Source organism: Streptomyces sp. NPDC058157 (assembly GCF_042884105.1).
Lineage (GTDB): Bacteria > Actinomycetota > Actinomycetes > Streptomycetales > Streptomycetaceae > Streptomyces.
On the sequence record NZ_JBHVUQ010000045.1, the window covers coordinates 1 to 24,716 of the forward strand.

24 protein-coding genes and 2 riboswitches are annotated in these 24,716 nt (G+C 72.3%); of the genes, 13 read left to right on the forward strand and 11 right to left on the reverse strand.

Annotation, left to right across the window (positions count from 1 at the left end; translation table 11 throughout):
• Nucleotides 1-111 precede the first annotated feature (111 nt).
• A complete protein-coding gene (locus ACFVXK_RS14155; RefSeq protein WP_389611779.1) occupies nt 112-756 on the reverse strand; it encodes an AAA family ATPase in 645 nt (214 codons plus the stop codon).
• 241 nt (nt 757-997) lie between these two features.
• Nucleotides 998-1,101: riboswitch (glycine riboswitch) on the forward strand.
• Nucleotides 1,102-1,253: 152 nt separating this feature from the next.
• Here ACFVXK_RS14155 and gcvT point away from each other — a divergent pair.
• From gcvT to ACFVXK_RS14185, 6 genes are all read left to right on the forward strand, one after another.
• Entirely contained in the window at nt 1,254-2,369 is a 1,116-nt protein-coding gene (gene gcvT / locus ACFVXK_RS14160; protein ID WP_389611780.1) for a glycine cleavage system aminomethyltransferase GcvT, read from the forward strand.
• A gap of 94 nt (nt 2,370-2,463) precedes the next feature.
• Complete coding sequence (gene gcvH / locus ACFVXK_RS14165) at nt 2,464-2,844, forward strand: glycine cleavage system protein GcvH (protein ID WP_389611781.1); 381 nt, start codon at nt 2,464-2,466, stop codon at nt 2,842-2,844.
• Nucleotides 2,845-2,861: 17 nt separating this feature from the next.
• A complete protein-coding gene (glyA, locus tag ACFVXK_RS14170) occupies nt 2,862-4,118 on the forward strand; it encodes a serine hydroxymethyltransferase (protein ID WP_389611782.1) in 1,257 nt (418 codons plus the stop codon).
• A 256-nt stretch (nt 4,119-4,374) separates the two neighbouring features.
• A complete protein-coding gene (locus ACFVXK_RS14175) occupies nt 4,375-5,757 on the forward strand; it encodes an L-serine ammonia-lyase (protein ID WP_389611783.1) in 1,383 nt (460 codons plus the stop codon).
• 178 nt (nt 5,758-5,935) lie between these two features.
• Nucleotides 5,936-6,343 (forward strand): SsgA family sporulation/cell division regulator, encoded by a 408-nt coding sequence (locus ACFVXK_RS14180; protein ID WP_389611784.1) that lies wholly within the window; start codon nt 5,936-5,938, stop codon nt 6,341-6,343.
• 100 nt (nt 6,344-6,443) lie between these two features.
• Nucleotides 6,444-6,959 (forward strand): hypothetical protein, encoded by a 516-nt coding sequence (locus ACFVXK_RS14185; protein WP_389611785.1) that lies wholly within the window; start codon nt 6,444-6,446, stop codon nt 6,957-6,959.
• Nucleotides 6,960-6,968: 9 nt separating this feature from the next.
• On the opposite strand, the gene ACFVXK_RS14190 is transcribed toward ACFVXK_RS14185, so the two are convergent.
• The gene (locus ACFVXK_RS14190) at nt 6,969-7,679 is read right to left on the reverse strand and encodes a flavodoxin family protein (protein ID WP_389611786.1); all 711 of its coding nucleotides are present in this window, start codon (nt 7,677-7,679) and stop codon (nt 6,969-6,971) included.
• A gap of 123 nt (nt 7,680-7,802) precedes the next feature.
• Nucleotides 7,803-7,998: riboswitch (cobalamin riboswitch) on the forward strand.
• Between the two features lie 29 nt (nt 7,999-8,027).
• On the opposite strand from ACFVXK_RS14190, the gene ACFVXK_RS14195 reads away from it, so the two are divergent.
• The 5 genes from ACFVXK_RS14195 to ACFVXK_RS14215 all read left to right on the forward strand — a co-directional run bounded on the left by ACFVXK_RS14195 (nt 8,028) and on the right by ACFVXK_RS14215 (nt 11,323).
• Nucleotides 8,028-8,723: an energy-coupling factor ABC transporter permease gene (locus ACFVXK_RS14195; RefSeq protein WP_389611787.1), complete on the forward strand. Its 696-nt coding sequence runs from the start codon at nt 8,028-8,030 to the stop codon at nt 8,721-8,723.
• Complete coding sequence (locus ACFVXK_RS14200) at nt 8,723-9,091, forward strand: energy-coupling factor ABC transporter substrate-binding protein (protein WP_389611788.1); 369 nt, start codon at nt 8,723-8,725, stop codon at nt 9,089-9,091. The genes ACFVXK_RS14195 and ACFVXK_RS14200 overlap by 1 nt, the downstream gene beginning before the upstream one ends.
• A gap of 3 nt (nt 9,092-9,094) precedes the next feature.
• Nucleotides 9,095-9,844: a cobalt ECF transporter T component CbiQ gene (gene cbiQ / locus ACFVXK_RS14205; RefSeq protein WP_389611789.1), complete on the forward strand. Its 750-nt coding sequence runs from the start codon at nt 9,095-9,097 to the stop codon at nt 9,842-9,844.
• Nucleotides 9,841-10,662, forward strand: a complete 822-nt coding sequence (locus ACFVXK_RS14210) for an ATP-binding cassette domain-containing protein (RefSeq protein WP_389611790.1) — start codon at nt 9,841-9,843, stop codon at nt 10,660-10,662. Before cbiQ ends, ACFVXK_RS14210 begins: the two co-directional genes overlap by 4 nt.
• Before the next feature lie 109 nt (nt 10,663-10,771).
• Nucleotides 10,772-11,323: a PadR family transcriptional regulator gene (locus ACFVXK_RS14215; RefSeq protein WP_389611791.1), complete on the forward strand. Its 552-nt coding sequence runs from the start codon at nt 10,772-10,774 to the stop codon at nt 11,321-11,323.
• Nucleotides 11,324-11,381: 58 nt separating this feature from the next.
• On the opposite strand, the gene ACFVXK_RS14220 is transcribed toward ACFVXK_RS14215, so the two are convergent.
• From ACFVXK_RS14220 to ACFVXK_RS14255, 8 genes are all read right to left on the reverse strand, one after another.
• Nucleotides 11,382-11,594 carry an EF-hand domain-containing protein gene (locus ACFVXK_RS14220; protein ID WP_385531704.1) on the reverse strand — a complete coding sequence of 71 codons (213 nt, stop codon included), beginning with the start codon at nt 11,592-11,594 and terminating at the stop codon, nt 11,382-11,384.
• Between the two features lie 131 nt (nt 11,595-11,725).
• Nucleotides 11,726-12,913 carry a YncE family protein gene (locus ACFVXK_RS14225; protein ID WP_389611793.1) on the reverse strand — a complete coding sequence of 396 codons (1,188 nt, stop codon included), beginning with the start codon at nt 12,911-12,913 and terminating at the stop codon, nt 11,726-11,728.
• A complete protein-coding gene (locus ACFVXK_RS14230) occupies nt 12,910-13,716 on the reverse strand; it encodes a polysaccharide deacetylase family protein (protein WP_389611794.1) in 807 nt (268 codons plus the stop codon). Before ACFVXK_RS14230 ends, ACFVXK_RS14225 begins: the two co-directional genes overlap by 4 nt.
• A 382-nt stretch (nt 13,717-14,098) precedes the next feature.
• Nucleotides 14,099-14,707 (reverse strand): ATP-binding protein, encoded by a 609-nt coding sequence (locus ACFVXK_RS14235; protein ID WP_389611795.1) that lies wholly within the window; start codon nt 14,705-14,707, stop codon nt 14,099-14,101.
• A 140-nt stretch (nt 14,708-14,847) separates the two neighbouring features.
• A complete protein-coding gene (locus ACFVXK_RS14240) occupies nt 14,848-15,615 on the reverse strand; it encodes an enoyl-CoA hydratase/isomerase family protein (RefSeq protein ID WP_389611796.1) in 768 nt (255 codons plus the stop codon).
• Nucleotides 15,616-15,732: 117 nt separating this feature from the next.
• Entirely contained in the window at nt 15,733-16,986 is a 1,254-nt protein-coding gene (locus ACFVXK_RS14245; protein WP_389611797.1) for an Ig-like domain-containing protein, read from the reverse strand.
• A 163-nt stretch (nt 16,987-17,149) separates the two neighbouring features.
• On the reverse strand, nt 17,150-19,435 hold the full coding sequence (locus tag ACFVXK_RS14250) for a choice-of-anchor A family protein (protein ID WP_389611798.1): 2,286 nt from the start codon (nt 19,433-19,435) through the stop codon (nt 17,150-17,152).
• A 137-nt stretch (nt 19,436-19,572) separates the two neighbouring features.
• The gene (locus tag ACFVXK_RS14255; protein ID WP_389611799.1) at nt 19,573-20,775 is read right to left on the reverse strand and encodes an Ig-like domain-containing protein; all 1,203 of its coding nucleotides are present in this window, start codon (nt 20,773-20,775) and stop codon (nt 19,573-19,575) included.
• 208 nt (nt 20,776-20,983) lie between these two features.
• Between ACFVXK_RS14255 and glgX the strand changes: the two genes are divergently transcribed.
• Together glgX and ACFVXK_RS14265 are read left to right on the forward strand one after the other, a co-directional pair.
• On the forward strand, nt 20,984-23,269 hold the full coding sequence (gene glgX, locus ACFVXK_RS14260; RefSeq protein WP_389611800.1) for a glycogen debranching protein GlgX: 2,286 nt from the start codon (nt 20,984-20,986) through the stop codon (nt 23,267-23,269).
• 89 nt (nt 23,270-23,358) lie between these two features.
• Complete coding sequence (locus ACFVXK_RS14265; RefSeq protein WP_389611802.1) at nt 23,359-24,081, forward strand: CDP-alcohol phosphatidyltransferase family protein; 723 nt, start codon at nt 23,359-23,361, stop codon at nt 24,079-24,081.
• On the opposite strand, the gene ACFVXK_RS14270 is transcribed toward ACFVXK_RS14265, so the two are convergent.
• The gene (locus ACFVXK_RS14270) at nt 24,062-24,583 is read right to left on the reverse strand and encodes an adenylyltransferase/cytidyltransferase family protein (RefSeq protein ID WP_389611803.1); all 522 of its coding nucleotides are present in this window, start codon (nt 24,581-24,583) and stop codon (nt 24,062-24,064) included. The two genes, ACFVXK_RS14265 and ACFVXK_RS14270, sit on opposite strands and share 20 nt — an antisense overlap.
• Between the last annotated feature and the right edge of the window lie 133 nt (nt 24,584-24,716).

Below are 24,716 nucleotides of genomic sequence, written 5' to 3' on the forward strand. Positions count from 1 at the left end.
GCTGATATCAGCCCCGCCGGCGCTTGAGGCGCGGGTCCGGGCAGCGCCCGGGGAACGGCGGAAGGGCGGGTAGGGGACCTCGCCCCGCGCAGCGGCACCCGGGGCGGCGGGTCAGGGCGTGAAGGTGATTTCCGTCAGGGCCGTGGCCGCCGGGCGGTCCAGGAGGGTGGTCGAGGCGCAGCCGCGGGGGGAGTGGCCCGATTCGGCCGCCGAGAGGAGGCGGGTCACCGCCGCGCGGTGGCGGGCGAAGGCGTACGCCGAGACCCCGCGGCCGCGGGACTCCTGGCCGTCGAGGGCCTCCTGCGGGGTGGCGTCCAGCAGGAGCAGGTGGAGGCGGCGCCCCCGGCGCCGGGCGGAGGCCGCCAGGAGGGCCCGGACCCAGCTCTGGGTGCCGCAGTCGTGGACGACCAGAGAGGCGCCGGAGCGCAGCTCGCGCCAGAGCGTCCAGTAGTGGGACGCGCGGACCAGCGGGCGGTACACCGCGTACGGCAGCGCGTCCGGCATCCGGCCCTCCCAGCGCTCGCGGACGTCCTGGGAGTCGATGCCCCCGCCCGGCGCGGCCCGCTTGATCAGGGTGGTCTTGCCGCCTCCCGGGAGACCGGACACGACCACGATGTCCCCCACGCGGAAGCTCAGCCGCCGGGGGCCGCGCGCCACCCGTCCGCGCAGGTCGCGGACCGTGCCGGCGGCGGGGGCGGTGCGGGACGCGAGGGGCCGCGCCCGGACCTCATCCACCGTTCCCGTACTGGTCGCCACTCCGAATCTCCGCACCGTGATCGTCTCCCCCCGAGTCGGGCCGCGAGGGCCCCATGCCCGCTGAATGTAAAGAGACGGTAATCCCGGCGGGTCGGTTCCGGGCCGGTCGTCCGGTGGCCGGGACACCGGCGGGAGCGGGCGGCACGGGCGCCGCATGCGTTCTTCCGGGCCCCACTGCCCGCTTCCGCCCGACCCGTGCAATGATGTGCGCCATCTGGACACCAACTGCATACCGGCCGCTTGAATCCGCGCGGGAGAGTCCCGGCTGGCCGCGAGGCCGTGCCCGGGCGCCGAAGGAGCAAGTACCTCCCTTGAATCTCTCAGGCCCCGTACCGCGTGGATGAGGCAGATCTGAAAAGCGAGCTGTCCGCCAGCTCCACCCAAGGTGCAAGTCGGCGTTCCCCCGTGGGAACTCCCGGCGAACCTCTCAGGTTCCGATGACAGATGGGGAGGATCGTCCTCGTCATGTCATGCCCTGGGACCCGGGAGCCACACCCATGAGCACTGCCCCCCGCCTGACCGCGCTCGACGCGCTGCACCGTTCGCTCGGTGCGACCATGACCGACTTCGCGGGCTGGGACATGCCGCTGCGCTACGCCAGTGAGCGCGACGAGCACAACGCCGTACGCACCAAGGCCGGCCTGTTCGACCTGTCCCACATGGGCGAGATCACCCTGACCGGCCCGGAGGCCGTCAAGGCGCTGGACTACGCCCTCGTGGGCAACATCTCCACCGTCGGCGTCGGCCGCGCCCGCTACACGCACATCTGCCAGGAGGACGGCGGGATCCTCGACGACCTGATCGTCTACCGCCTCGGCGAGACCGAGTACATGGTCGTCGCCAACGCCTCCAACGCCCAGGTGGTGCTGGACGCGCTGACCGAGCGCGCCGCCGGCTTCGACACCGAGGTCCGTGACGACCGTGACGCGTACGCGCTGATCGCCGTCCAGGGTCCGGAGTCCCCCGGCATCCTCGCCTCGCTGACCGACGCCGACCTGGACGGCCTGAAGTACTACGCGGGCCTGCCGGGCACCGTCGCGGGCGTGCCCGCGCTGATCGCCCGCACCGGCTACACCGGCGAGGACGGCTTCGAGCTGTTCGTCTCCCCCGAGCACGCCGTGGAGCTGTGGCAGGCGCTGACCAAGGCGGGCGAGGGCGTCGGCCTGGTCCCGGCCGGCCTGTCCTGCCGCGACACCCTGCGCCTGGAGGCGGGCATGCCGCTGTACGGGCACGAGCTCACCACCTCCCTCACGCCCTTCGACGCCGGGCTGGGCCGGGTCGTGAAGTTCGAGAAGGAGGGCGACTTCGTCGGCCGCGCCGCCCTGGAGGCCGCCGCCGAGCGCGCCGCCACCAAGGCCCCGCGCAAGCTGGTCGGTCTGATCGCCGAGGGCCGCCGCGTCCCGCGCGCCGGGTTCTCCGTGGTCGCGGGCGGCAAGGTGATCGGCGAGGTCACCTCGGGCGCCCCGTCGCCGACGCTGGGCAAGCCGATCGCCATGGCGTACGTGGACGCGGAGCACGCCGCGCCCGGCACCTCCGGGGTCGGCGTGGACATTCGCGGTACGCATGAGCCGTACGAGGTCGTCGCCCTGCCGTTCTACAAGCGGCAGAAGTGACCCTCGGGTCCCCGGGACCCCTCGCCGGCGGCCACCCCCCGGCACGCAAGACCACCGTTCGTATCCACCGCACCGCATCCAGGAGAATCAGGTCATGAGCAACCCCCAGCAGCTGCGTTACACCAAGGAGCACGAGTGGCTGTCGGACGCCGTCGACGGCGTCGCGACGGTCGGCATCACGGCCTTCGCCGCCGACGCACTCGGTGACGTCGTCTACGCCCAGCTCCCCGAGGTCGGCGAGACGGTCACCGAGGGCGAGACCTGTGGCGAGCTGGAGTCGACCAAGTCGGTCAGCGACCTGTACTCCCCCGTCTCCGGTGAGATCGTCGAGTTCAACCAGGATGTCGTGGACGACCCGGCGCTGGTGAACTCCGCCCCGTTCGAGGGTGGCTGGCTGTTCAAGGTGAAGCTGTCGGAGGAGCCCAAGGACGCGCTCTCCTTCGACGAGTACACCGCCCTCACCTCCGGTAACTGACACCCCAGGGGATCCTGATGTCCGTTCTGAACACCCCCCTCCACGAGCTCGACCCCGACGTCGCCGCCGCCGTCGACGCCGAGCTCGTACGCCAGCAGTCGACCCTGGAAATGATCGCGTCGGAGAACTTCGCTCCGGTCGCCGTCATGGAGGCCCAGGGCTCGGTCCTGACCAACAAGTACGCCGAGGGCTACCCCGGCCGCCGCTACTACGGCGGCTGCGAGCACGTCGACGTGGTCGAGCAGATCGCGATCGACCGCATCAAGGCGCTGTTCGGCGCCGAGGCCGCGAACGTCCAGCCGCACTCCGGTGCGCAGGCCAACGCCGCCGCGATGTTCGCGCTGCTGAAGCCGGGCGACACGATCATGGGCCTGAACCTGGCCCACGGCGGTCACCTGACCCACGGCATGAAGATCAACTTCTCCGGCAAGCTCTACAACGTGGTCCCGTACCACGTCGACGAGTCCGGCCAGGTCGACATGGCCGAGGTCGAGCGCCTCGCCAAGGAGTCCAAGCCGCAGCTGATCGTCGCCGGCTGGTCCGCCTACCCGCGCCAGCTGGACTTCGCCGCCTTCCGCCGGATCGCGGACGAGGTCGGCGCGTACCTGATGGTCGACATGGCGCACTTCGCGGGCCTGGTCGCCGCGGGCCTGCACCCGAACCCGGTGCCGCACGCCCACGTCGTCACCACCACCACGCACAAGACCCTCGGCGGTCCGCGCGGCGGTGTCATCCTGTCGACGCAGGAGCTGGCCAAGAAGATCAACTCCGCGGTCTTCCCCGGCCAGCAGGGCGGTCCGCTGGAGCACGTGATCGCGGCCAAGGCCGTCTCCTTCAAGGTCGCGGCCTCGCCCGAGTTCAAGGAGCGCCAGGAGCGGACCCTGGAGGGCGCGAAGATCCTCGCCGCCCGCCTGGTCCAGGACGACGTCAAGGCCGTGGGCGTGGACGTCCTCACCGGCGGCACCGACGTGCACCTGGTCCTGGTCGACCTGCGCAACTCGGAGCTGGACGGCCAGCAGGCCGAGGACCGCCTCCACGAGGTCGGGATCACGGTCAACCGCAACGCCATCCCGAACGACCCGCGTCCCCCGATGGTCACCTCGGGTCTGCGGATCGGTACGCCGGCCCTGGCGACCCGCGGTTTCGACGCCGAGGCCTTCACCGAGGTCGCCGAGATCATCGCGCAGGCGCTGAAGCCGAGCTACGACGCGGACGACCTCAAGGCGCGCGTCTCCGCGCTCGCCGCGAAGTTCCCGCTCTACCCGTCGCTGTAGTCACGGGCCAGGAGGGGCCCGGCCTTGTTCCGCACAGGGCCGGGCCCCTTCCTGTCTTCTCCCCCGGCCTCCTCCCCCGCCGGGCACCGGAACGCGAGCTGACTCACGTCCGCCGGACCCTTCCGCGAGCAGAAACGTTCATCTCCACGCGTTACGCTCGTCTGCCGGACAAAATCCGCAGATCCCCCGCGCACCACCCCGCTCCACCACACCCCTGCCCTCTCTCCACCCCACGAGCCGACAAGGGAGTCCGCCAGTGGCCATCTCCGTCTTCGACCTCTTCTCCATCGGTATCGGCCCCTCCTCCTCCCACACGGTCGGCCCGATGCGCGCGGCGCGCATGTTCGTGTCCCGCCTGAAGAAGGACGGCGTCCTCGCCCAGACCGCCTCCGTCCGCGCGGAGCTGTTCGGCTCCCTCGGCGCCACCGGCCACGGCCACGGCACCCCCAAGGCGGTCCTGCTCGGTCTGGAGGGCCACTCCCCGCGCACGGTGGACGTGGAGACCGCCGACGACGAGGTGGAGCGCATCCGCCGGACCCGCAGGCTGCGGCTGCTCGGGACCGAGATAGGGAGCGTCCACGAGATCGACTTCGACGAGCCCAGCCAGCTGATCCTGCACCGCCGCCGCTCGCTGCCCTACCACGCCAACGGCATGACCCTCTTCGCCTACGACGCCTCCGGCGCCCCGCTGCTGGAGAAGACCTACTACTCGGTCGGCGGCGGCTTCGTCGTGGACGAGGACGCGGTCGGCGAGGACCGGATCAAGCTCGACGACACCGTGCTGAAGTACCCCTTCCGCTCCGGTGACGAGATGCTGCGCCTCGCGAACGAGACCGGCCTGTCGATCTCCTCCCTGATGATGGAGAACGAGAAGGCCTGGCGCACCGAGGAGGAGATCCGCGAGGGCCTCCTGGAGATCTGGCGGGTCATGCAGTCCTGCGTCTCGCGCGGCATGTCCCGCGAGGGCATCCTCCCGGGCGGGCTGCGCGTCAAGCGCCGGGCCGCCTCCACCGCCCGCCAGCTGCGCACCGAGGGCGACCCGCTGCTGCACCGCAGCGAGTGGACGACGATCTACGCGATGGCCGTGAACGAGGAGAACGCGGCCGGCGGCCGGGTCGTCACCGCGCCCACCAACGGCGCCGCGGGCGTCCTGCCGGCCGTCCTGCACTACTACGTGAACTTCGTCCCGGGCGCGGACGAGGACGGCGTGGTGCGCTTCCTGCTGGCCGCCGGCGCCATCGGCATGCTGTTCAAGGAGAACGCCTCCATCTCGGGCGCCGAGGTCGGCTGCCAGGGCGAGGTCGGCTCGGCCTGCTCCATGGCGGCGGGCGCCCTGGCCGAGGTGCTGGGCGGCTCCCCGGAGCAGGTGGAGAACGCGGCCGAGATCGGCATGGAGCACAACCTGGGCCTGACCTGCGACCCGGTCGGCGGTCTGGTGCAGATCCCGTGCATCGAGCGCAACGGCATGGCGGCCGTCAAGGCCGTCACGGCGGCGCGGATGGCGATGCGCGGCGACGGCAGCCACAAGGTCTCCCTGGACAAGGTCATCAAGACCATGAAGGAGACCGGCGCCGACATGAAGGTCAAGTACAAGGAGACCGCGCGCGGCGGTCTCGCGGTCAACGTCATCGAGTGCTGACCTGATCGGCGCAGCGTGACGAGGGGCCCGGCGCGGGTGCGCCGGGCCCCTCCGCGCGTGGGCGAAGAGGGGTCCCACGGCCCGCCCGGGTCGGGACCTTCGGCCCCCGGGCAGCGGGCGGTCCGTGCACTAGCGTGCTTCGGGGGGCGCTGTTACCCCGCGAAGAGAGGCAGCCGCCATGGCCATCACCGAACACCGTGTCCTGCCGCTGCGGCTGGAGGCCGCACCGCTGCCGGTCCCCCTGGAGGGCGTCTTCGTCTACCGCACGGACCGGCCCTACGAGGTCGCCGTGGAGTTCCGGGGCGCCGGGGTCCGGATCGCCCGCTGGGTGTTCTCGCGGGAGCTGCTGATCGACGGGCAGACCTGCGCCACCGGGGAGGGCGACATACAGGTGTGGCCGCGCTGGAGCGGCACCGAGCCCCGCGTGCTGCTGGCCCTGAGCAACGGCGAGCGGGGCTGCGTGGTCTCCGCGCGGGCCAAGGACCTGCGCGGGCTGTGCCGGCGGATGACCGAGCTGGTCCCGCGCGGGCAGGAGCACCGCCACTACGACCTGGACGCCGAGCTGAGCGCCCTGCTGACCTTCTGAGCCTTCCGGAGCGCGCGGGCCGCCCCGTGCAACCACGGGGCCCCCGGGAATGTCATACCGGATGACAGTCATTCCCCGTCTCAGAGGATCGGGGGACGCCATGCGTCACCTCCCGCACCGCCGCCGGATCGTGGCCCTGGCCACGGGTGCCCTGCTGACCGCAGGGCTCGCGCTCGCCGCACCGGCCTCGGCGGCCGCCCCGGCCGCCGTCCGCTCCACGACCCCGCTCGTCGTCAACGCCCGCTGGGGCGGTCACTGCACGTACGACCGGATCGTGATCGACCTCCAGGGCTCCGTGCCCCCGTTCACCGTCACTCCCGTCTCCCAGCTGGTCTACGACGGGTCCGGCAAGCCGGTCCCGCTGCCGGGCAAGTACTTCCTGGAGATCCGCCTGCACCCGGCCGCCGGCCACGACGACGCGGGCAACAACGTCTACCAGGGCCCCAAGCTCCAGCAGATCAACCTCAGCAAGCTCAAGGGCATCGCCCTGACCGGCGACTACGAGGGGTACGTGACCTTCGGCGCCGCCTTCGACACCCAGCCCGCCTACACCACCTCCGTCCTGCACGCGCCCGAGCGGCTCGTGGTGGACGTCGCCCACCCGAACACCTGCTGAGGACCCGCCCTAGCGGTGTTCCGGGTTCGGGAAGTCGAAACGGCAGCCGGCGTCCCACTCGGAGCGCTGGTTGCCGTGGGCGGGGACGCCCCCGGCGCGCTTGAGGAGCGCCGCGAGGTGCATCAGGTTCCAGGACATGAACGCCGTGTTGCGGTTGGTGAAGTCGTTCTCGGGACCGCCGGAGCCCGGGTCCAGGTACGAGGGGCCGGGCCCGGCCTCGCCGATCCAGCCGGCGTCCGCCTGGGGCGGGATGGCGTAGCCCAGGTGCTGGAGGCTGTAGAGGACGTTCATGGCGCAGTGTTTGACGCCGTCCTCGTTGCCGGTGATCAGCGCGCCGCCGACCCGCCCGTAGTAGGCGTACTGGCCGTGCTCGTTCAGCAGCGAGGAGCAGGAGTAGAGCCGCTCGATGACCCGCTTCATCACCGAGCTGTTGTCGCCGAGCCAGATGGGGCCGCAGAGGACCAGGATGTCGGCGTCCATGATCTGGCTGTAGAGCACCGGCCACTGGTCGCTCTCCCAGCCGTGGTCGGTCATGTCCGGCCAGACGCCGGTGGCGATGTCGTGGTCGACGGCGCGGATCAGCGAGGTCCGGGCGCCGGCCGCTTCCATGACGGCGCGGCTCCGCGAGATCAGCCCCTCGGTGTTGCTGGTCTCCGGCGAGCGCTTGAGGGTGCAGTTGACGTAGACGGCGGACAGGTCGGAGTAGTCGTAGGTGGCCACGCCCCCACCCTGCGGGCCGGCCGCCGGCCCCGCCAGCGCTCGGGGCCCGTCCGGGGGGCGAAACGGAATCCAGCCATCCGATCGGCCGGATCGGTCCGGGTTGATACCGGTCCGTGCGGGCGACTAGGGTCAGCTGGCCTTGGTGTTCGGGAAACCGGTGGAAAACCGGTGCGGCCCTCGCCACTGTGATCGGGAAGTCCAGCTCCACCCCTCGCGGGAGCCACTGGGACCGCGCGGGAGACCGCACGGACCCGGGAAGGCGGAGCCAGGGCGGCAGTACCCGTCAGCCAGGAGACCGGCCGGGGCGCTCACGTCCATCCACGAGGTGCTGGAGAGGTCTCCCAACTCATGCACATAGCCGAGGGGTTCCTGCCCCCGCTGCACGCGGCCGCCTGGGGCGCCGCGTCCGCCCCGTTCGTCGTCCACGGGGTCCGCGCCCTGACCCGCGAGGTGAAGTCCCACCCCGAGAGCACACTGCTCCTCGGCGCGTCCGGTGCGTTCACGTTCGTCCTGTCCGCCCTGAAGATCCCCTCGGTGACGGGCAGTTGCTCTCACCCCACCGGGACCGGGCTCGGCGCCATCCTCTTCCGGCCGCCCATCATGGCGGTGCTCGGCACGATCACCCTGCTGTTCCAGGCCCTGCTGCTGGCGCACGGCGGCCTCACCACCCTGGGCGCCAACGTCTTCTCCATGGCCATCGCCGGCCCGTGGGCCGGGTACGCGGTCTACCGGCTGCTGCGCAGGTCCGGCGCTCCGCTGATGGTCACCGTCTTCTTCGGCGCCTTCTTCGCCGACCTGGTCACCTACTGCGTGACCTCGGTCCAGCTGGCCCTCGCCTTCCCGGACCCGGCCAGCGGCTTCCTGGGCTCCCTGGAGAAGTTCGCCGGCATCTTCGCCCTCACCCAGATCCCGCTCGCCGTCAGCGAGGGGCTGCTGACCGTGCTCGTGATGCGGCTGCTGATGCAGTCCAGCAAGTCCGACCTGGTCCGGCTCGGCGTCGCCAAGCTGACCGGGGCGAAGCGGACCGAGGGGGCGGCGGCCTGATGAGCAGGAACGGCAAGATCAACACCCTGCTGCTGCTCCTGGTGGCGGCCCTGGCCGTACTCCCGCTCGCGCTGGGGCTCGGCGAGGGCAAGGAGGAGCCCTTCGCGGGCGCCGACGCCCAGGCGGAGTCGGCCATCACCGAGCTGAAGCCGGACTACGAGCCCTGGTTCTCCCCGCTGTACGAGCCCCCGTCGGGCGAGATCGAGTCCGCGCTGTTCGCCCTCCAGGCGGCGCTGGGCGCGGGCGTGCTCGCGTACTACTTCGGGGTCCGCCGGGGCCGCCGGCAGGGCGCCGCGCAGGCCCTCGCCGAAGCGGCGGCCGGAGCCGGGGCACCGCAGGCCCCCGCCGAGCCCGCGCGGGAGCCGTAGCCGGTGCTGCCCATCGACGTCGCGGCGCACTCCAGCCGCTGGCGGGGCCGCCATCCGCTGGAGAAGGCCCTGCTCGGGTTCGGGCTGACCGTCACCGCCGTGTCCCTGCCCCCGTGGCCCGGCGGGCCGCTGGTGGCCGCCGCGACCCTGGCGGTGCTGCTGGGGCCCGCCGGGGTGTCCGGGCGGCAGCTGTGGCGGGCCTTCCGGGTCCCGCTCGGGTTCTGCGTCACGGGCGCGCTGCCGCTGCTGGTGTCGGTGGGCGGCCCGGACGGGTTCCTCGCGCCGGCCCCGGACGGGCCCCGACACGCGCTGGACCTGCTGCTGCGCACCTCGGCCGCCTCGCTGGGGGTGCTGCTGTTCGCCTTCACCACGCCCGTCTCCGACGTGCTGCCCCGGCTGGTCCGGGCCGGGGTGCCGGCGCCGGTGGTGGACGTGGCCCTGGTCATGTACCGGATCGGCTTCCTGCTGCTGGACTCCCTCGCGCAGGTCCGCCGGGCCCAGGCGGCCCGGCTCGGGCAGGCCGGGCGGGCCGCCGCCTGGCGTTCGGTGGCCGGGCTCGCGGCGACCTCGTTCGTCCGGGCCTTCGACCGCGCCGCCCGGCTCCAGGAGGGGCTCGCGGGGCGCGGCTACGACGGCGCGCTGCGGGTGCTGGTCCCGCCGGCGCGGCTGTCCCGGCGGTTCCTGGCGGCCGCCGCCGCCCTCCTGACCGCCCTGGTCGCGGGGACCCTCGTACTGAAGGAGCTGGGGCTGTGACCCCGTTGGTGGAGCTGGTCGGCGCGGGGTACGCGTACGAGGACGGGCCGGCCGTGCTGTCGGGCGTGGACTTCGCGATCGCCGAGGGGCGGGCGCTGGTGCTGCTGGGCCGCAACGGCAGCGGCAAGACCACACTGATGCGGCTGCTGAGCGGGGGCCTGCGGCCCGCGTCGGGGGCGCTGCGGCTGGAGGGTACGGAGGTGGCGTACGACCGGCGGGGGCTGACGCGGCTGCGCACCACCGTCCAGCTGGTGGTGCAGGACCCCGACGACCAGCTGTTCGCGGCCTCCGTGGAGCAGGACGTGTCCTTCGGCCCGATGAACCTGGGGCTGGCGGAGGCGGAGGTCCGCGCACGGGTGGACTCCGCGCTGGCGGCCCTGGACATCACCGCGCTGCGCGACCGGCCGACGCACCTGCTGTCGTACGGGCAGCGCAAGCGGGCGGCGATCGCGGGCGCGGTGGCGATGGCGCCGCGGGTGCTGATCCTGGACGAGCCGACGGCCGGGCTCGACCCGGACGGGCAGGAGCGGCTGCTGGACGTCCTGGCGGGGCTGCGGGCGGCGGGCACGACGGTGGTGATGGCGACCCACGATGTGGACCTGGCGGTCCGGTGGGCGGACGACGCGGCTGTGCTCACGCCCTCCGGGGTTCGGGTGGGGGCCGCCGCCGGGCTGCTGTCGGATCCGGAGCTGCTGGCGTCCGCCGGGCTGCGGGTGGCGTGGGCGCCGGTGGTGGGGGCGTTCCTGCGGGCCAAGGGGATGCTGCCGGACGGGGTTCCGGGGCCGCGTACGCCCGAGGAGCTGGGGGCGCTGGGCTGAGCGGAGGCCGTGCCGGGGCCGGGCGGGGTCGGAGCCGCGGGGCGGGGTTGTCCCGGTGTGCCCACCCGTCCCGCCCTGCGGGACGATTGCCCACACCTAACATGGCGGCATGTCGCTGCCTCATGCCATTCTCACCGCGTTGTTGGAGAAGCCCTCGTCGGGGCTGGAGCTGACGCGGCGGTTCGACAAGTCGATCGGGTACTTCTGGTCGGCGACGCACCAGCAGATCTACCGGGAGCTGGGGCGGCTGGAGGAGGCCGGGCTGATCCGGGCGCTGCCCAGCGAGGCGCCCGTGCGGGGGCAGAAGAAGGAGTACGAGGTGCTGCCCGACGGCAGCGCGGAGCTGGCCCGGTGGGTGGACGAGCGGCAGGACCCCAAGCCGATGCGGGACGCGCTGCTGCTGCGGATCCGGGCGGCGGCCGTGGTGGGGCCGCAGGGGCTGGGTGCGGAGCTGCGGCGGCACCTGGAGCTGCACCGGGCCCAGCTCGCGGAGTACGAGGCCATCGAGGCGAAGGACTTCCCGGCGGGGCGGAACGCCGACCCGGACCGGCTGCGCCGGCTCGTGCTGCACGGGGGGATCGCCCTGGAGGGCTTCTGGCTCGGCTGGCTGGAGGAGGCCCTCGCCGAGGTCGAGGACATGAAGGGTCCGAGCGGGGCCTGACGCGCCCCCGCCCCGGCGGGCGGGACGGAGGCGGGCGCGGCGCCCGTTCGGCGGGGCCTTACTTGTTCAGGTCGGCCCAGAACTCGTCGAAGCTCAGCAGCTTGTCGCCGTTGAGGTCCTTCGCCGCGATGATCGCGTCGGCGATCGCGGGGGTGACGAAGTGGTCCCCCATCGCCTTCATGGCCGCGCTGTACTCGTCGGCCGTGATGACGCCGTCGCCGTTCTCGTCGAACCGGTCGAACGTCTCGCGGGCCTTGTCGATGTCCGCCATGGGGCCACCCCTTCCTGGTGCTTGTTGACCGGCTCAGGGTAGCCGCACCGGGGGCGGCCCCCGCCCACGGGTCCCGGGAGCCGCGGGCGGGCTCCCGGGACGCGGTCGCGTTCCCGTGCGGGCGGGCGGCCCTAGCGGAAGATGCCGGTGTGGCCGAGCGAGTAGCGGCCGGGCTGGGGGTAGACGGCCAGGCCGTGGGGGCCGCTGCCGACGGGGATCTTCGCGAGCTCCTTGCCGGTGGTGGTGTCGATGGCGTAGACCTCGGAGTTGTAGCGGCCGGACAGCCAGAGCACCTTGCCGTCGGCCGAGACCCCGCCCATGTCGGGGCTGCCGCCTTCGGGCAGCTCCCACTTCTTGGTGAGCGCGTTCTTCTTGAAGTCGAAGACCGAGATGCTGCCCTCGCCACGGTTGGAGACGTACATCTCGCGGGAGTCGCGGCTGATGTAGAGGCCGTGGCAGCCCTTGCCGGTGGGCAGCAGCTTGGGGACGTCGAACTTGTCGCCGCTGAGCACCCACATGCCGTGCGCCATCATGTCGGCGACGTAGAAGGTCTTCCCGTCGGGCGAGATCTTCACGTCCTGCGGCATCGCGCCCTCGAAGGGGAGCTTCTGCTGCCCGATGACCTCCATCTTCTCGGTGTCGACCTTGAGCAGCTCCCCGGAGAACTCGCAGCTGACGATGAAGTAGCGGCCGTCGAGGGAGAAGTCGGCGTGGTTGACGCCGAAGCAGGTCACGGGGACGGTCTTGACCCGGTTCATGGTGTGCGGGTCGCGGAAGACCAGCTCGCGGTCCATGGAGGCCATCACGACGGCGTACTTGCCGTTGGGGGTGAAGTAGAGGTTGTACGGGTCGTGGACCTCGACCGGCTCGCCCGCCTCGCCGGTGGCGGGGTTGATGGGGGTGAGGGTGTGGCCGCGGTTGTTGTTGACCCACAGGGTCTTCATGTCCCAGGAGGGCACCACGTGCTGCGGCTGGACGCCGACCGGGATGGTGTCGATGACCTTGTAGGTGGCCGGGTCGATGACGGACACCGTGTTGGAGTTGGTGTTCGGCACGTAGACGCGCGACGGGAAGTTCTTGACCACCGGGGAGAGCTGGTTCGGCCGGTCCGCCGCGTACACGTCGGCCGGGTCGAGCACCGGGGGCATCCCGGCCAGCCCCGGCGGCACGGCGGGCACGGCTTTGACGGGGTTGGCGGGCCCCTTGGAGCCGAGCGCCTCGGCGGGCGACTTGTCGGCCGATCCGCAGCCGGCCAGGGCGGCGAGGACCAGACCGGCCAGCAGCGCGGTGGCCTTCCGGGGAAGGCGGGTGGTCGTCATGGGGTCAGCAGCTCCGTGGTGGTCACCGCGCGCAGCTTGCGGCGCGCGAGTTCTTCGAGGAGGGGCGGCATCGCGTCGACCGTGTCCGCGTAGCCGAAGTGCAGGCTCACCACCGATCCGCCGTGGATGGTCCCGGTGACGTTGCTGATGACGGTCGCGGCGCCGGGCGAGGTGAAGTCGAGGGAGTCCACGTCGTACGAGAGGACGTGCGGGTAGCCGGCCCGCTGGGCCAGCTTCTGGACGAGGGGGGTGGCGTTCTGGGTCTGCGAGGGGCGGAACCAGGTGCCGATGGAGCCGGTGAGGCGCTTGAGGCGCTGGGCGCAGCCGGTGATCTCGGCGTAGGCCTCCGCCTCGGGCAGGGAGTTGATCGCGAGGTGGTGGTGGGTGTGGTTGCCGAGCTCGTGGCCGCCGTCGAGGATCCGGCGGGCCATGTCGGGGTGGTCGTCGAGCCAGGTGCCGATGGCCAGGACGGTGACGTGCGCGCCGGCCTTCTCGGCTTCGGCGAGCACGGCGCGGGCGGTGGCGGGGTCGCCGTTGCCGTGGAAGGTGAGTGCGACCTTCGGCCGGTCGCGCGGGCCGTGCGCGATCTCGACGGGCTGCCCCGGGAAGCGGCGTGGGGCGGGGGCTGCCGCCGGGGCGGGTTTGGCGGCGTCGGGCCGGGCCGCGTCGGGCCGGGCGGGGGCGGCCTGGACGGGCCGGGGAGCCGAGGGGGCGCCGCCCGTGCCGCAGGCCGCGGTGAGGGCACCGGCGGCGACCGCCGCCGTGGCGCGCAGGGCGGTTCGGCGGTCTGGATAACAGAGCACCTGCCCATTTAAGTGGCGAACGCCCCTGAAGGTATTGATTGACCCAGTTTGGGACGTTCGGAAGTGGCGGCCGAGGAGGTGGCCGTCCGGTATACGATCAATGAATTACGCGGAGCGGTGGATAGTCATTCATGGATTGCGAGGCCAGTGGCCCACCTCACCTAAGATTTAGATGAAAACTCTTAGGATATGCCCACTTATGTCCGAGTAGGGACTTTTGGCATTTGGGCCCTCGTCTGTCATAGTCGGAATCACGGCTTCCCATTGACCCGAGCGAAGCCCACCCGCCGAGGACCACACACCCCACCGGTCCTCGGCGCCCACGAAACCCCCGCAGCGCCCCACCTCGGCGACAGGGGGTTTCTGGCGTTCCGGGGGGGGGTCAGCGGTCCGCCACCCGCATCTCGAACCAGGTGATCTTGCCGCGCGGCAGCAGGTCGGCACCCCAGCGGTCGGACAGCTTGTCGACGAGGAAGAGGCCCCGGCCGGTGGTGTCCAGCTCGTGCACCGGCATCAGACAGGGCAGCCCCCGCGAGGGGTCGCGCACCTCCACGCGGATCCAGCCGCGGCGGCGCAGCATCCGTAAGCCGAAGGAACGGGCCCCGGTGTGGCGCACGGCGTTGCCGACGAGCTCGGAGACCAGCAGGACGGCGTGCTCGGCGATCTGCGGCGACAGGCCCCAGTAGCGCACCACCACGCCCTGGGTGAGCCGGCGGGCCGTGCTCGCGGACTCCGGCATGGAGGGCAGGGTCACCTCCGCCTCCGCCGGGTTGCCGTACGACTCCAGCGCCGTGAGGCCCTGCTCGTCCTCGACCGCCACCGTGAGCCGTACGGCCATAGCGCTCCCGCGCTGCCGCGGCTGTTCCACACCCTCCAGGCCCGCCATGCACCCATCATGGAGGGCCGCCGCGCCCGGCCGGGCCGTTCCACGGGAATACGCCCCCCGGAATCGAGGATTCCAGTAGGGCGCACGGGCATATGCGAGGGGCAACCGGATGCCCACCGGCCCGCGTTGACCTGCGGTGACGGTGCGAGGGGAAGCGATCACCCTGCGTTGATCAACCGTTTCGCCTTAAGGCTGGCTTAAGGCCCCGCTAAACCACCCGCAGGGGTTCACCCGTCCGACCGCGCCTAGACGAACTTCGCCTTGCCCGGGCCCTCTTCGACGAAGCTGCGCATGCCGCGCTCGCGGTCCTCCGTGGCGAACAGCCCGGCGAACCAGTTGCGTTCGATGGCCAGACCGGTGTCGATGTCGGCCTCCAGGCCGGCGTCCACGCACTCCTTCGCCGCGCGCAGGGCGATCGCCGGGCCCTGGGCGAGCTTCGAAGCCCAGGCGTGCGCCTGCTCGTACACCTCGGCGGCGGGCACGACCCGGTCCACGAGGCCCAGGGTGAGCGCCTCGTCGGCCTTGACCATCCGGCCCGTGAAGATGAGGTCCTTGGCCCGGGAGGGGCCGACCAGCCGGGACAGCCGCTGGGTGCCGCCCGCGCCGGGGATCAGGCCGAGCAGGATCTCGGGCTGGCCGAGCTTGGCGTTGTCGGCGGCGATCCGGTAGTCGGCGCAGAGCGCGAGCTCGCAGCCGCCGCCGAGCGCGTAGCCGGTGATGGCGGCGACGACCGGCTTGGGGATCCGGGCCACGGCCGTGAAGGCGTCCTGCAGCCCGCGGGACCGGGCGATCATCGCCGCGTGGTCCATGGTCTGCATCTCCTTGATGTCCGCGCCGGCCGCGAACACCTTCTCCCCGCCGTAGATGACGACGGCGCGCACGTCGGCGCGGTCGGTCGCCTCCACGGCGAGCTCGCGCAGCCGGTCCTGGGTGGCGATGTCCAGGGCGTTCATGGGCGGGCGGTCCAGGCGGATGGTGCCGACGCCTTCGGAGACTTCGAGAGAGATGGTCATACGGGGGAGGTTAGCGGCCGGGGGTCCGGGGGTCTCCCCCGGAAGGGCGCTGCACGCGAAGTGGCCCGGTGCTGTGGGTCACAGCCACCGGGCCACCGGATCAGCGGGGCGATCCGTCTACTTCTTCCACTCCGCCCAGTCCATGTTCCAGCCGTTGAGGCCGTTGTCCGGGGCGATCTGCTTGTCCTTGGAGTTCTTCACGATCACCACGTCGCCGATGAGGGACTCGTTGAAGAACCAGGCGGCGGGGGTGTTGGGGTCCCCGGCACCGCGCTCGTCCTCCAGGCCGACGCAGCCGTGGCTGACGTTCTCCGAGCCGAAGGTGCTGGAGGGGGCCCAGTAGTTGCCGTGGACGAAGGTGCCGGAGTTCGACAGGCGCATGGCGTGCGGGACGTCCGAGATGTCGTACTCGCCGCCGAAGCCGACGGTGGCGCCGTTCATCCGGGTCACCTTGTACTTCTCGCTGATGACCATCTGCCCGTTGTAGGTGGTCGTCGCCGGGGCGCCCGCGGTGATCGGGATGTCCTTGAGGACCTGGCCGTCACGGACGACCTGCATCGTGTGCGCGCTCGCGTCGACGGTGGTGACCTGCGAGCGGCCGACGGTGAAGGTGACCGTACGGGTCTGCTTGCCGTAGACCCCGGGGCGGCCCTCGACGCCGTCGAGGGCGAGCTTCACGGTGACCTTGGTGCCGGCGGCCCAGTACTTCTCGGGGCGGAAGTCGAGGCGGTCGTTGCCGAACCAGTGGCCCTCGATCGGGACGGAGGGCTCGGCCGTGACCGTGATGGCCTTCTCCACGGCCTCGGTGTTGGTGATGCCGCGGGTGAAGTTGATCGACACCGGCATGCCCACGCCGACGGTCGAGCCGTCCTCGGGCGTGTAGTGGCCGACGAAGGTGTTCTGCGGGGTGAGGGTGGTGAAGGTGGTGTCCTTGGCGGACTCCCGGCCGGCCTCGTCCTTGGCGACCGCGTGCACCTTGTACTCGGTGGCGGAGGCCAGGTTGCGGGCGGGCTCCCAGCCGGTGCCGTCGGGGGTCAGCTTGCCCTCGACCGCGTTGCCCTTCGTGTCGGCGACCGTGACCGTGGTCAGCTTGCCGCCGGTGCTGGAGATCTTCAGGACGCCGTTGGTGGCGACCTCCTTGGCCCCGTCGTCCGGCTTGACGCTGACCACGGCCTTCGAGGCCTCGGTGTTGGCCTTGGCCGCGTTGCCGCCGCCGGACTTCCCGTTGCCGCCACCGCCGCCGCCCGCGGCGTCGCCGCCGCCGTTGCTGCACGCCGTGGTGAGCAGAAGGGCCGCGCCCAGCAGCAGGGCCGGCAGGCCGGTGCGGACGCGGCCGCGTATCGGCTGCAGGTTCACTCGTGTTCTCCCCATGTCCCCCGCGCACGGACAGTCGCGCGCTTGCCGCCAGGAAATCACATGGGGGGATTACGAATAGGCACGGTCATGTCACCGTTCCGTCCCAACCGCCGTCACGGCGGGCGGGCCCCGGACCTGCGGACGGCCGGTGCGCGGGGGCGCACCGGCCGTCGGTGCGTCAGCTCCGGCCGCGGGTCGCGGTCCAGTCGCCGCCGAGGCCCGGCAGGCCGTGCCCGTCGTGGCCGGGCTTGTCGTGGCCCGGCCCGTGGGGACCGTCGTGCTCGCCGTGCTCCTCGTGGCCCGGCTTGTCGTGGCCCTCGTGGCCCTCGTGGCCCGGCTTGTCGTGGTCCGGCTTGCCGTGCTTGTCCCGCTTGTTGAAGACCAGGGCCACGATCTCCCGGCCCGCGGCGCCGTCCACCTTCAGCGGGCCGGTGACCCGGTCGGCGGGCAGGGCGTAGCCGTCGGGGGCCGCCGTCTCCAGGACGTAGTACGAGCCCGGGTCGAGCCGGTCGAACGTGCAGGCCCCGTTGCCGCCGGTGGTGCAGGGCTCACCGACGCGCTCGTCGGGGTACTGGCCCCCGGTCTGCAGGCCCTCGGTGTTGTTGGCCTCCTTCCACAGCTGGAACACGCCGCCGGCCAGGGGCTTGCGGGTCTTGGCGTCCTTCTTGACGACCTTGATGGAGCCGGGGTGCTCCACGTCCTTGCGCTCGTTGCGGACGGTGACGACGGCACCGTCGACGACGGCGGCCTCGTCCAGGTCGAAGGCGGTGACCGGGTCGGCGGGGCGCTCGTAGCCGTCGGGGACGCCGACCTCACGCCAGTAGTAGCGCTCGCCGACGGGCAGTTCCACGGTGCAGCTGCCCTGGGTGTCCGTCACGCAGGTGCCGTCGAGCCGGGTGTCGGGGTCCTGGCCGCCCGTCTGGAGGTCCGGGACCCCGTTGGTCTCGCGCCACAGCTCGAAGCGGCCGCCGGGGACGGGCTCGCCGCTCTCCAGGTCGACCTTGTGCAGCACCACCTTGGCGCTGGGCTCGGGGGGCGTCGTGCGGCGGTTCGGGGCGGTGACGCTCACCCCCCGCTCGGCGTTCTCCCGCGTCAGGACCAGCGTGGAGACCGGGTTCGCGGGCAGTTCGTACCCGCTGGGCGCGGCCGTCTCGCGCCAGTAGTAGGTGCCGAGCTCCTCCTCGCGGGTGCAGGTGCCGTCGGCGGGGGTGGTGCAGTCGGTCACCTTGGTGTCGGCGTTCGCGCCGTCGGTCTGGAGGCCCGCCACGCCGTTGGTCTCGCGCCACAGCTCGAAGCGGGCCCCGGGCAGGGGGCGGCCCTCCTCGTCGGTCTTCAGCACGGAGACGCGTCCGGTGACCGGCGGGGTGGGGGCGCATTCGGGCAGGTCGCCGTCGAAGGGGTAGGCGTGGAACTCGGCGCCGAGGCCGGTGGTCTCGGTCGGGCTGGTGTGGACGACGCTGCCGGCGGTGAAGAAGCGTCCGTTCATGCCGATGACGGAGACGGTCGCCAGGGAGGCGTCCTTGCCGATCAGCACGCTGCCGCCGAGCTGGGCCGAGCCGGCGATACCGACGGCCGTGGCGTCGGGGAAGTTCCACAGCAGCCGCTCGCGCAGCCCGGGCGGCAGCATGACGTTGTTGACGCGCAGCGTGCGGGCGGCGCCGGTGACGTTGACGAGGACGGTGGCGCCGGCCGGGATGCCCGAGAAGCTGACGCTCTGCTGGGCGGTGCCGGGGCCCGCGAGGTCGAAGTCCACGTTGAAGACCTGGAGCATGGAGACGCCGTCACCGGTGAAGGCCGTCCCCTGCGCACTCCAGACGGCCCGGCCGGTGGCGGTGCGCGGGGCGCCCTGGGGGTAGGCGTAGCAGGTGCTCGCGGCGCCGAGCCGGCCGCGCAGGGCGGTGTAGGGGGCGGCGGCGTTCGCGTCGTGGACGGGGGTGCCGGTGACCGTGCCGGTGAGGGTGCCCGCGTAGCGGACGACGCCGCCGTCGGCGAGGAGCCGCTGGCCGGAGGCGACCGTGATGTCGTCGCCGGTGGTCAGGAAGTCCGAGCCGTCCGCCGGGGGGACCCGGGAGCCGACGCCGGCGATGCCCACGTTGTAGACCCTGCCGCCGGCCGACTTGTTCATGTCGAAGTCGCCGAGGACCACGACCTTGCCCTCGGCTTCGGCGGCCCCGCGGCGGACCTGCATGTCGCCGCCGACGAAGAGGTTGATGCCGTTGTCCCGGCCGGTGAAGGGCCCGTTGTTGGGGTCGGGCCAGACGGGCGGGCAGCCCTGGCCCGGTCCGGTGCCTCCGGGGATGCACGGACCGAGGCCGCCGGGCAGCGGGGCCCTCAGGGCGCGGGCCGCCGGCGGGGCGGTACCGGGGCCGGGGCCGGGGCCGGCCGCCAGGGCCGAGGGGGCCCCGGCGGTGGCCGCGAGTACGGCTCCCACGGCCAGCCCGAGGGTCCAGGTGCTTGCTGACATGACGCTCCGTCCAGGAAATCGGGCCATCGCCTGCGCTGATGGCCCTGCCAGGCTGCGGGCGGGGCCCGGCGTGGCGGACGGAAGACACTCCCCGGCTACGTCATTCCGGTGTGACGATCACTCGATTGCAGCGCGGGTCAGCTGATGGCGGAGCCGGCGACCCAGTCGGCCCAGGACATGTTCCAGCCGCCCAGTCCGTTGTTCGCGGCGACGGTCTTGTCCTGGGAGTTCACGACCTCCACCACGTCCCCGATCAGCGTCCGGTCGAAGAACCAGCCCGCCGGGGTGTCGGAGCCGCCGCCCTTGTCGTCGCGCAGGCCCACGCAGCCGTGGCTGGTGTTGGTGGTGCCGAAGGTCTCGGGGCTGGCCCAGTAGTTCCCGTGCAGGAAGGTGCCGGAGGCGGTGAGCCGGATGGCGTGCGGGACGTCGGGGATGTCGTACTCGCCCTTGCCGTCCTCGCTGGTGAAGCCGACGGTGGCGCCGTTCATGCGGGTGACGTCGAACATCTCCATCACCACCATCTTGCCGTTGTAGGTGGTGTTCTTCGGCGCGCCGGCGCTGACGGGGATGGTGGACAGCAGCTCGCCGCCGCGGCGGACCTCCATGGTGTGGGCGGCGGCGTCGACGGTGGAGACCTGGGAGCGGCCGATGGTGAACTTGATGGTCTTGTCCTGGATGCCGTAGGCCCCCGGGGCGCCCTGGACGTCGCGGAGCTTCATGTTCACCGTGACCTGGGTGCCGGGCTTCCAGTACTCCCTGGGCCGCAGGTCCAGGCGCTCGGAGCCGAACCAGTGGCCGACGACGGGCACGGCCGGGTCGGAGGTGACGGTGATGGCCCGTTCGACGTCGGCGCGGTTCTTGACGGCCCGGCTGAAGTTGAAGGAGACGATCATGCCGGTGCCGACGGTGGAGCGGTTCTCGGGCTTGAAGTAGCCGATGAACCGCTCCTCGGGGACGTAGGTGGTGAAGGTGGTGTGGCGGGCCTGGCGGCGGTTGTGCCCGTCGACGGCGACGGCGTCGACGGTGTACTTGGCGGCGAGCGCGAGGCGCCCCGCCTCCGGGTCGGGGCTCCAGCTGAGCCCGTCGGCGGCGATGGAGCCGGGGACCTGCTCCTGCTGGGCGTCCTCCACCTTGGTGACCGTGACCCGCTCCAGCCGGCCCTCGGGGACGTTGACCCGCAGCGGGCCGTCGGCCGGGACCCCCTTGGCGTTGTCGTCGGGGGTGATGCGGATGGCCTCGTCGGGCGAGCGCGGTTTGCCGGGCAGCTGCACCTCGACCGGGGAGCCGCCGTCCCCGGTGCAGCCGGTGAGGCCGCCCAGCAGGACCGCCCACACCGCCACGGCGGCCCATCCCGCCCCTGCCCGCCTCGTCAGAAGTGTCACGCCCCGTCCAACGACGGGGGCCCTCCGGGGGAAACGTGGGGTCCGGACACGTTCCGGGTACGGCAGTGGGGGCAGAACAGTGTGAAGGACCAGACGGGGGCGGGCCCTGGCCGGGACGCCGGGCCGCACTCCCCCCGCCGGTACCCAGGAGCCGTGGAGGCGGGCAGTGTCGAGCGCAGCCGAGCAAGAGGCGGTGGATACCGCCGCCAGCGATCCCACCGTGGCCGCCCCGCGGGGCGGCCCGGACATGGACGCCGTGCGGGAGCGGGTCCAGGCGCGGGTGTTACGGGCGGCCTCGCATCCGGGGCCGCCGGTGTGGCCCGGTTCCTCGCACCCGCTGGGCGCCCGCTTCCACGTGGGCCCCGACGGGGTGGCGGGCACCAACTTCGCGCTGTGGGCGCCGGGCGCGGAGGCGGTGGAGCTGTGCCTGTTCGACGCCCTGGGCACGGAGACCCGCTGCACCCTGGGCGAGCTGACGCACGAGATCTGGCACGGGTTCGTGCCCGGCGTGCGGCCCGGGCAGCGGTACGGGTTCCGGGTGCACGGGCGCTGGGACCCCTGGACGGGGGCCCGGTACAACCCGGCGAAGCTGCTGCTGGACCCGTACGCGCGGGCCGTGGACGGGGACTTCTCGCTGCCGCCCGAGGTGTACGGGCACGTCCGGGACTGGCCGCAGCAGTACATCGCGGACACCGTGCGCGACGACCGGGACTCGGCGCCGTTCGTGCCGAAGGGGGTCGTCGTCCACGATGACGACGACTGGGCCGACGACGTCCGGCCGAAGACGCCCTGGGCCGACTCGGTCATCTACGAGCTGCACGTGCGCGGGTTCACGATGCGCCATCCGGGTGTGCCCGAGGAGCTGCGCGGCACCTACGCGGGGCTGGCGCACCCGGCGGCGGTGGAGCACCTGGTGCGGCTGGGGGTGACGGCGGTGGAGCTGCTGCCGGTGCACCAGTTCGCGCACGAGGACCACCTGCTGCGGCGGGGGCTGCGCAACTACTGGGGCTACAACTCGGTGGGCTACTTCGCCCCGCACGCCGGGTACTCGGCCAGCGGGACGGCCGGGGAGCAGGTGGGCGAGTTCAAGCGGATGGTGAAGGCCCTGCACGCGGCCGGGATCGAGGTCATCCTCGACGTGGTCTACAACCACACCGCGGAGGCCGGGGAGCTGGGCCCGACCCTGTCGCTGCGCGGGGTGGACAACCGGGGCTACTACCGGCTCCAGTCCGACCAGCGCCGCTACGCCGACTACACGGGCTGCGGGAACACCCTGCACGCCGGGCGGCCGCACGTGCTGCGGCTGATCACCGACTCGCTGCGGTACTGGGTGACGGAGATGGGGGTGGACGGCTTCCGCTTCGACCTGGCGGCGGCGCTGGCCCGCTCCATGCACGACGTGGACATGCTGTCGCCGTTCCTCGCGGTGATCGCCCAGGACCCGGTGCTGCGCCGGGTCAAGCTGATCGCGGAGCCGTGGGACGTGGGCTCGGGCGGCTACCAGGTGGGGGCGTTCCCGCCGCTGTGGACGGAGTGGAACGACCGCTACCGGGACGCCGTGCGGGACTTCTGGCGGGGTGCGCTGCCCGACGTGCGGGACCTGGGGTACCGGCTGTCGGGGTCGAGCGACCTGTACGCCTGGGGCGGGCGGCGGCCGTACGCCTCGGTGAACTTCGTGACGGCGCACGACGGCTTCACCCTGCGCGACCTGGTGTCGTACGAGCGCAAGCACAACGAGGACAACGGCGAGGCCAACCGGGACGGCACCGACGACAACCGTGCGTGGAACTGCGGGGCCGAGGGCGAGACGGACGATCCGCGGATCGCGGCGCTGCGGCGGCGGCAGCTGCGGAACCTGCTGACCACGCTGCTGCTGTCGACGGGCGTGCCGATGCTGGTGGCGGGGGACGAGTTCGGGCGGACCCAGGGCGGCAACAACAACGCGTACTGCCAGGACAACGGGATCGGCTGGGTGGACTGGTCACTGCTGGAGGATCCGGCGTGGAGGGGGCTGTTCGCGCTGGCCCGGCGGCTGGTGGCACTGCGCCGGTCGCATCCGGTGCTGCGCCGCAGGGCGTTCTTCTCGGGCCGGGCCCAGGGCGCGGACGGGCTGCGGGACCTGGCCTGGTTCACCCCGGCGGGGGCGGAGATGACGGAGCGGGACTGGTACGCGCCGTCGGCGGCGGTGGGGCTGTACCTGTCGGGGCGGGACATCCCGGGGCGCGACGAGCGGGGCCGGCAGGTGACGGACGACAGCTTCCTCGCGCTGCTGCACTCCGGGGACCGGCCGGTGGAGTGGGTGCTGCCCGGGCCGCCGTGGGCCGGGGAGTACGAGCTCGTCCTGGACACCTCGCGGGAGGATCAGGAGGCCGCGCCGGGGATCCGGTACCGGGCCGGGCGGCCGCTGACGGTGCCGGCGCGCTCGGTGCTGCTGCTGCGGGTGGCGGGCTGAGGGAGGTGGCCCACTCCGCTGGTTCGCCCTGCGATGATGTGCCCTTTCCGTGAACATACGAACACACGGGCACACGAACGGGAGTACGCATGTCGAGGGTGGGGACGGCGCTGCGCGAGCTGCGCGGGGCGCAGAAGTCGGCGAAGGGCGTGTCGCTCTACTCCCGGTTCGTCAACCGGCCCGCCGGCCGGTACCTGGCCGCGCTCTCGTACGGGCTGGGGCTGACCCCGAACCAGGTGACGCTGGTCAGCGCCGCGTTCAGCTTCGCCGCCGTGGCCGCGGTCGCCCTGGCCGCGCCCTCCTGGGGGCTGGGGGTCGCCGTGTGGGCCGCGCTCGCGGTCGGTTTCGCCTTCGACTCCGCCGACGGCCAGCTGGCCCGGCTGCGCGGGGGCGGGAGCGCGGCGGGGGAATGGCTGGACCACGTCGTGGACGCCGCCAAGCTGACCGCGCTGCACGCCTGCGTGCTCATCGCCTTCTTCCGCTTCCCCGACGCGTACGGCACGGGTGCGCACGGCTGGCTGCTGGTGCCGCTGGGCTTCCAGTTCGCCGCGGTGGTGACCTTCTTCGGCGGGCTGCTGACCGAGAAGCTCAAGCCCAAGGCCGCCCCGGGGAGTCCCGCGGCGGCGCCCTCGACCCTGCGCGCGGTGGCGCTGCTCCCCGTGGACTACGGGGTGTTCTGCCTGGTGTTCCTGCTGCTGGGCGGCGGGGCGCTGTTCCGCTGGGCGTACGCGGGGCTGGGCGCGGTGGCCGCGCTGTTCCTGCTGGCGTTCCTCGCGAAGTGGTTCCGGGAGCTCAGCGCCGTTCGGCGGTGAGGGGCTCGGTCAGCGGCTGGTGCAGGGGGACGGGCTGCGGCTGGGCGAGGGCGTCCAGGGCGCGGCGCAGCTGGGTGCTGGAGGTGTGCACCGTGTAGGGGAAGTAGACGACGTCGACCCCGTGGGCGGCGAAGTCCCGTTCCAGCTTGTCCCCCTTGGGCGTGCCGCGCCAGTCGTCGCCCTTGAAGATGACGTCGAAGCGGACCTGCTTCCAGGTCTCCACCTTGTCCGGGACCGTCTCGACGAAGGCGGCGTCCACGTACTTGACGCTGCGGACGATTTCCAGCCGTTCGACCAGCGGGATCATCGGGCGGCGCCCCTTGGCCAGTTCGGCCATCTCGTCCGAGACCACGCCGGCCACGAGGTAGTCGCACTGGCTGCGGGCGTGCCGGAGGATGTTGAGGTGGCCTATGTGGAACAGGTCGTAGGCACCGGGCGCGTAGCCGACCCGGTACGGCCGGCGCGCCACCGGTGCGGTGTCGGACATCTGGTGCTCCGTCATGAGTTACCCCCCAAGGCTGCGCCCCCCGGCGCGGCGGATTAGCAGACAATAGCGCGCACGTTCCACAGCCTGTCGGTGAACGCATAGGGTGACGTGCGCATCATCCAGGGGAGAAGGGGACGTTCAGTGTCCA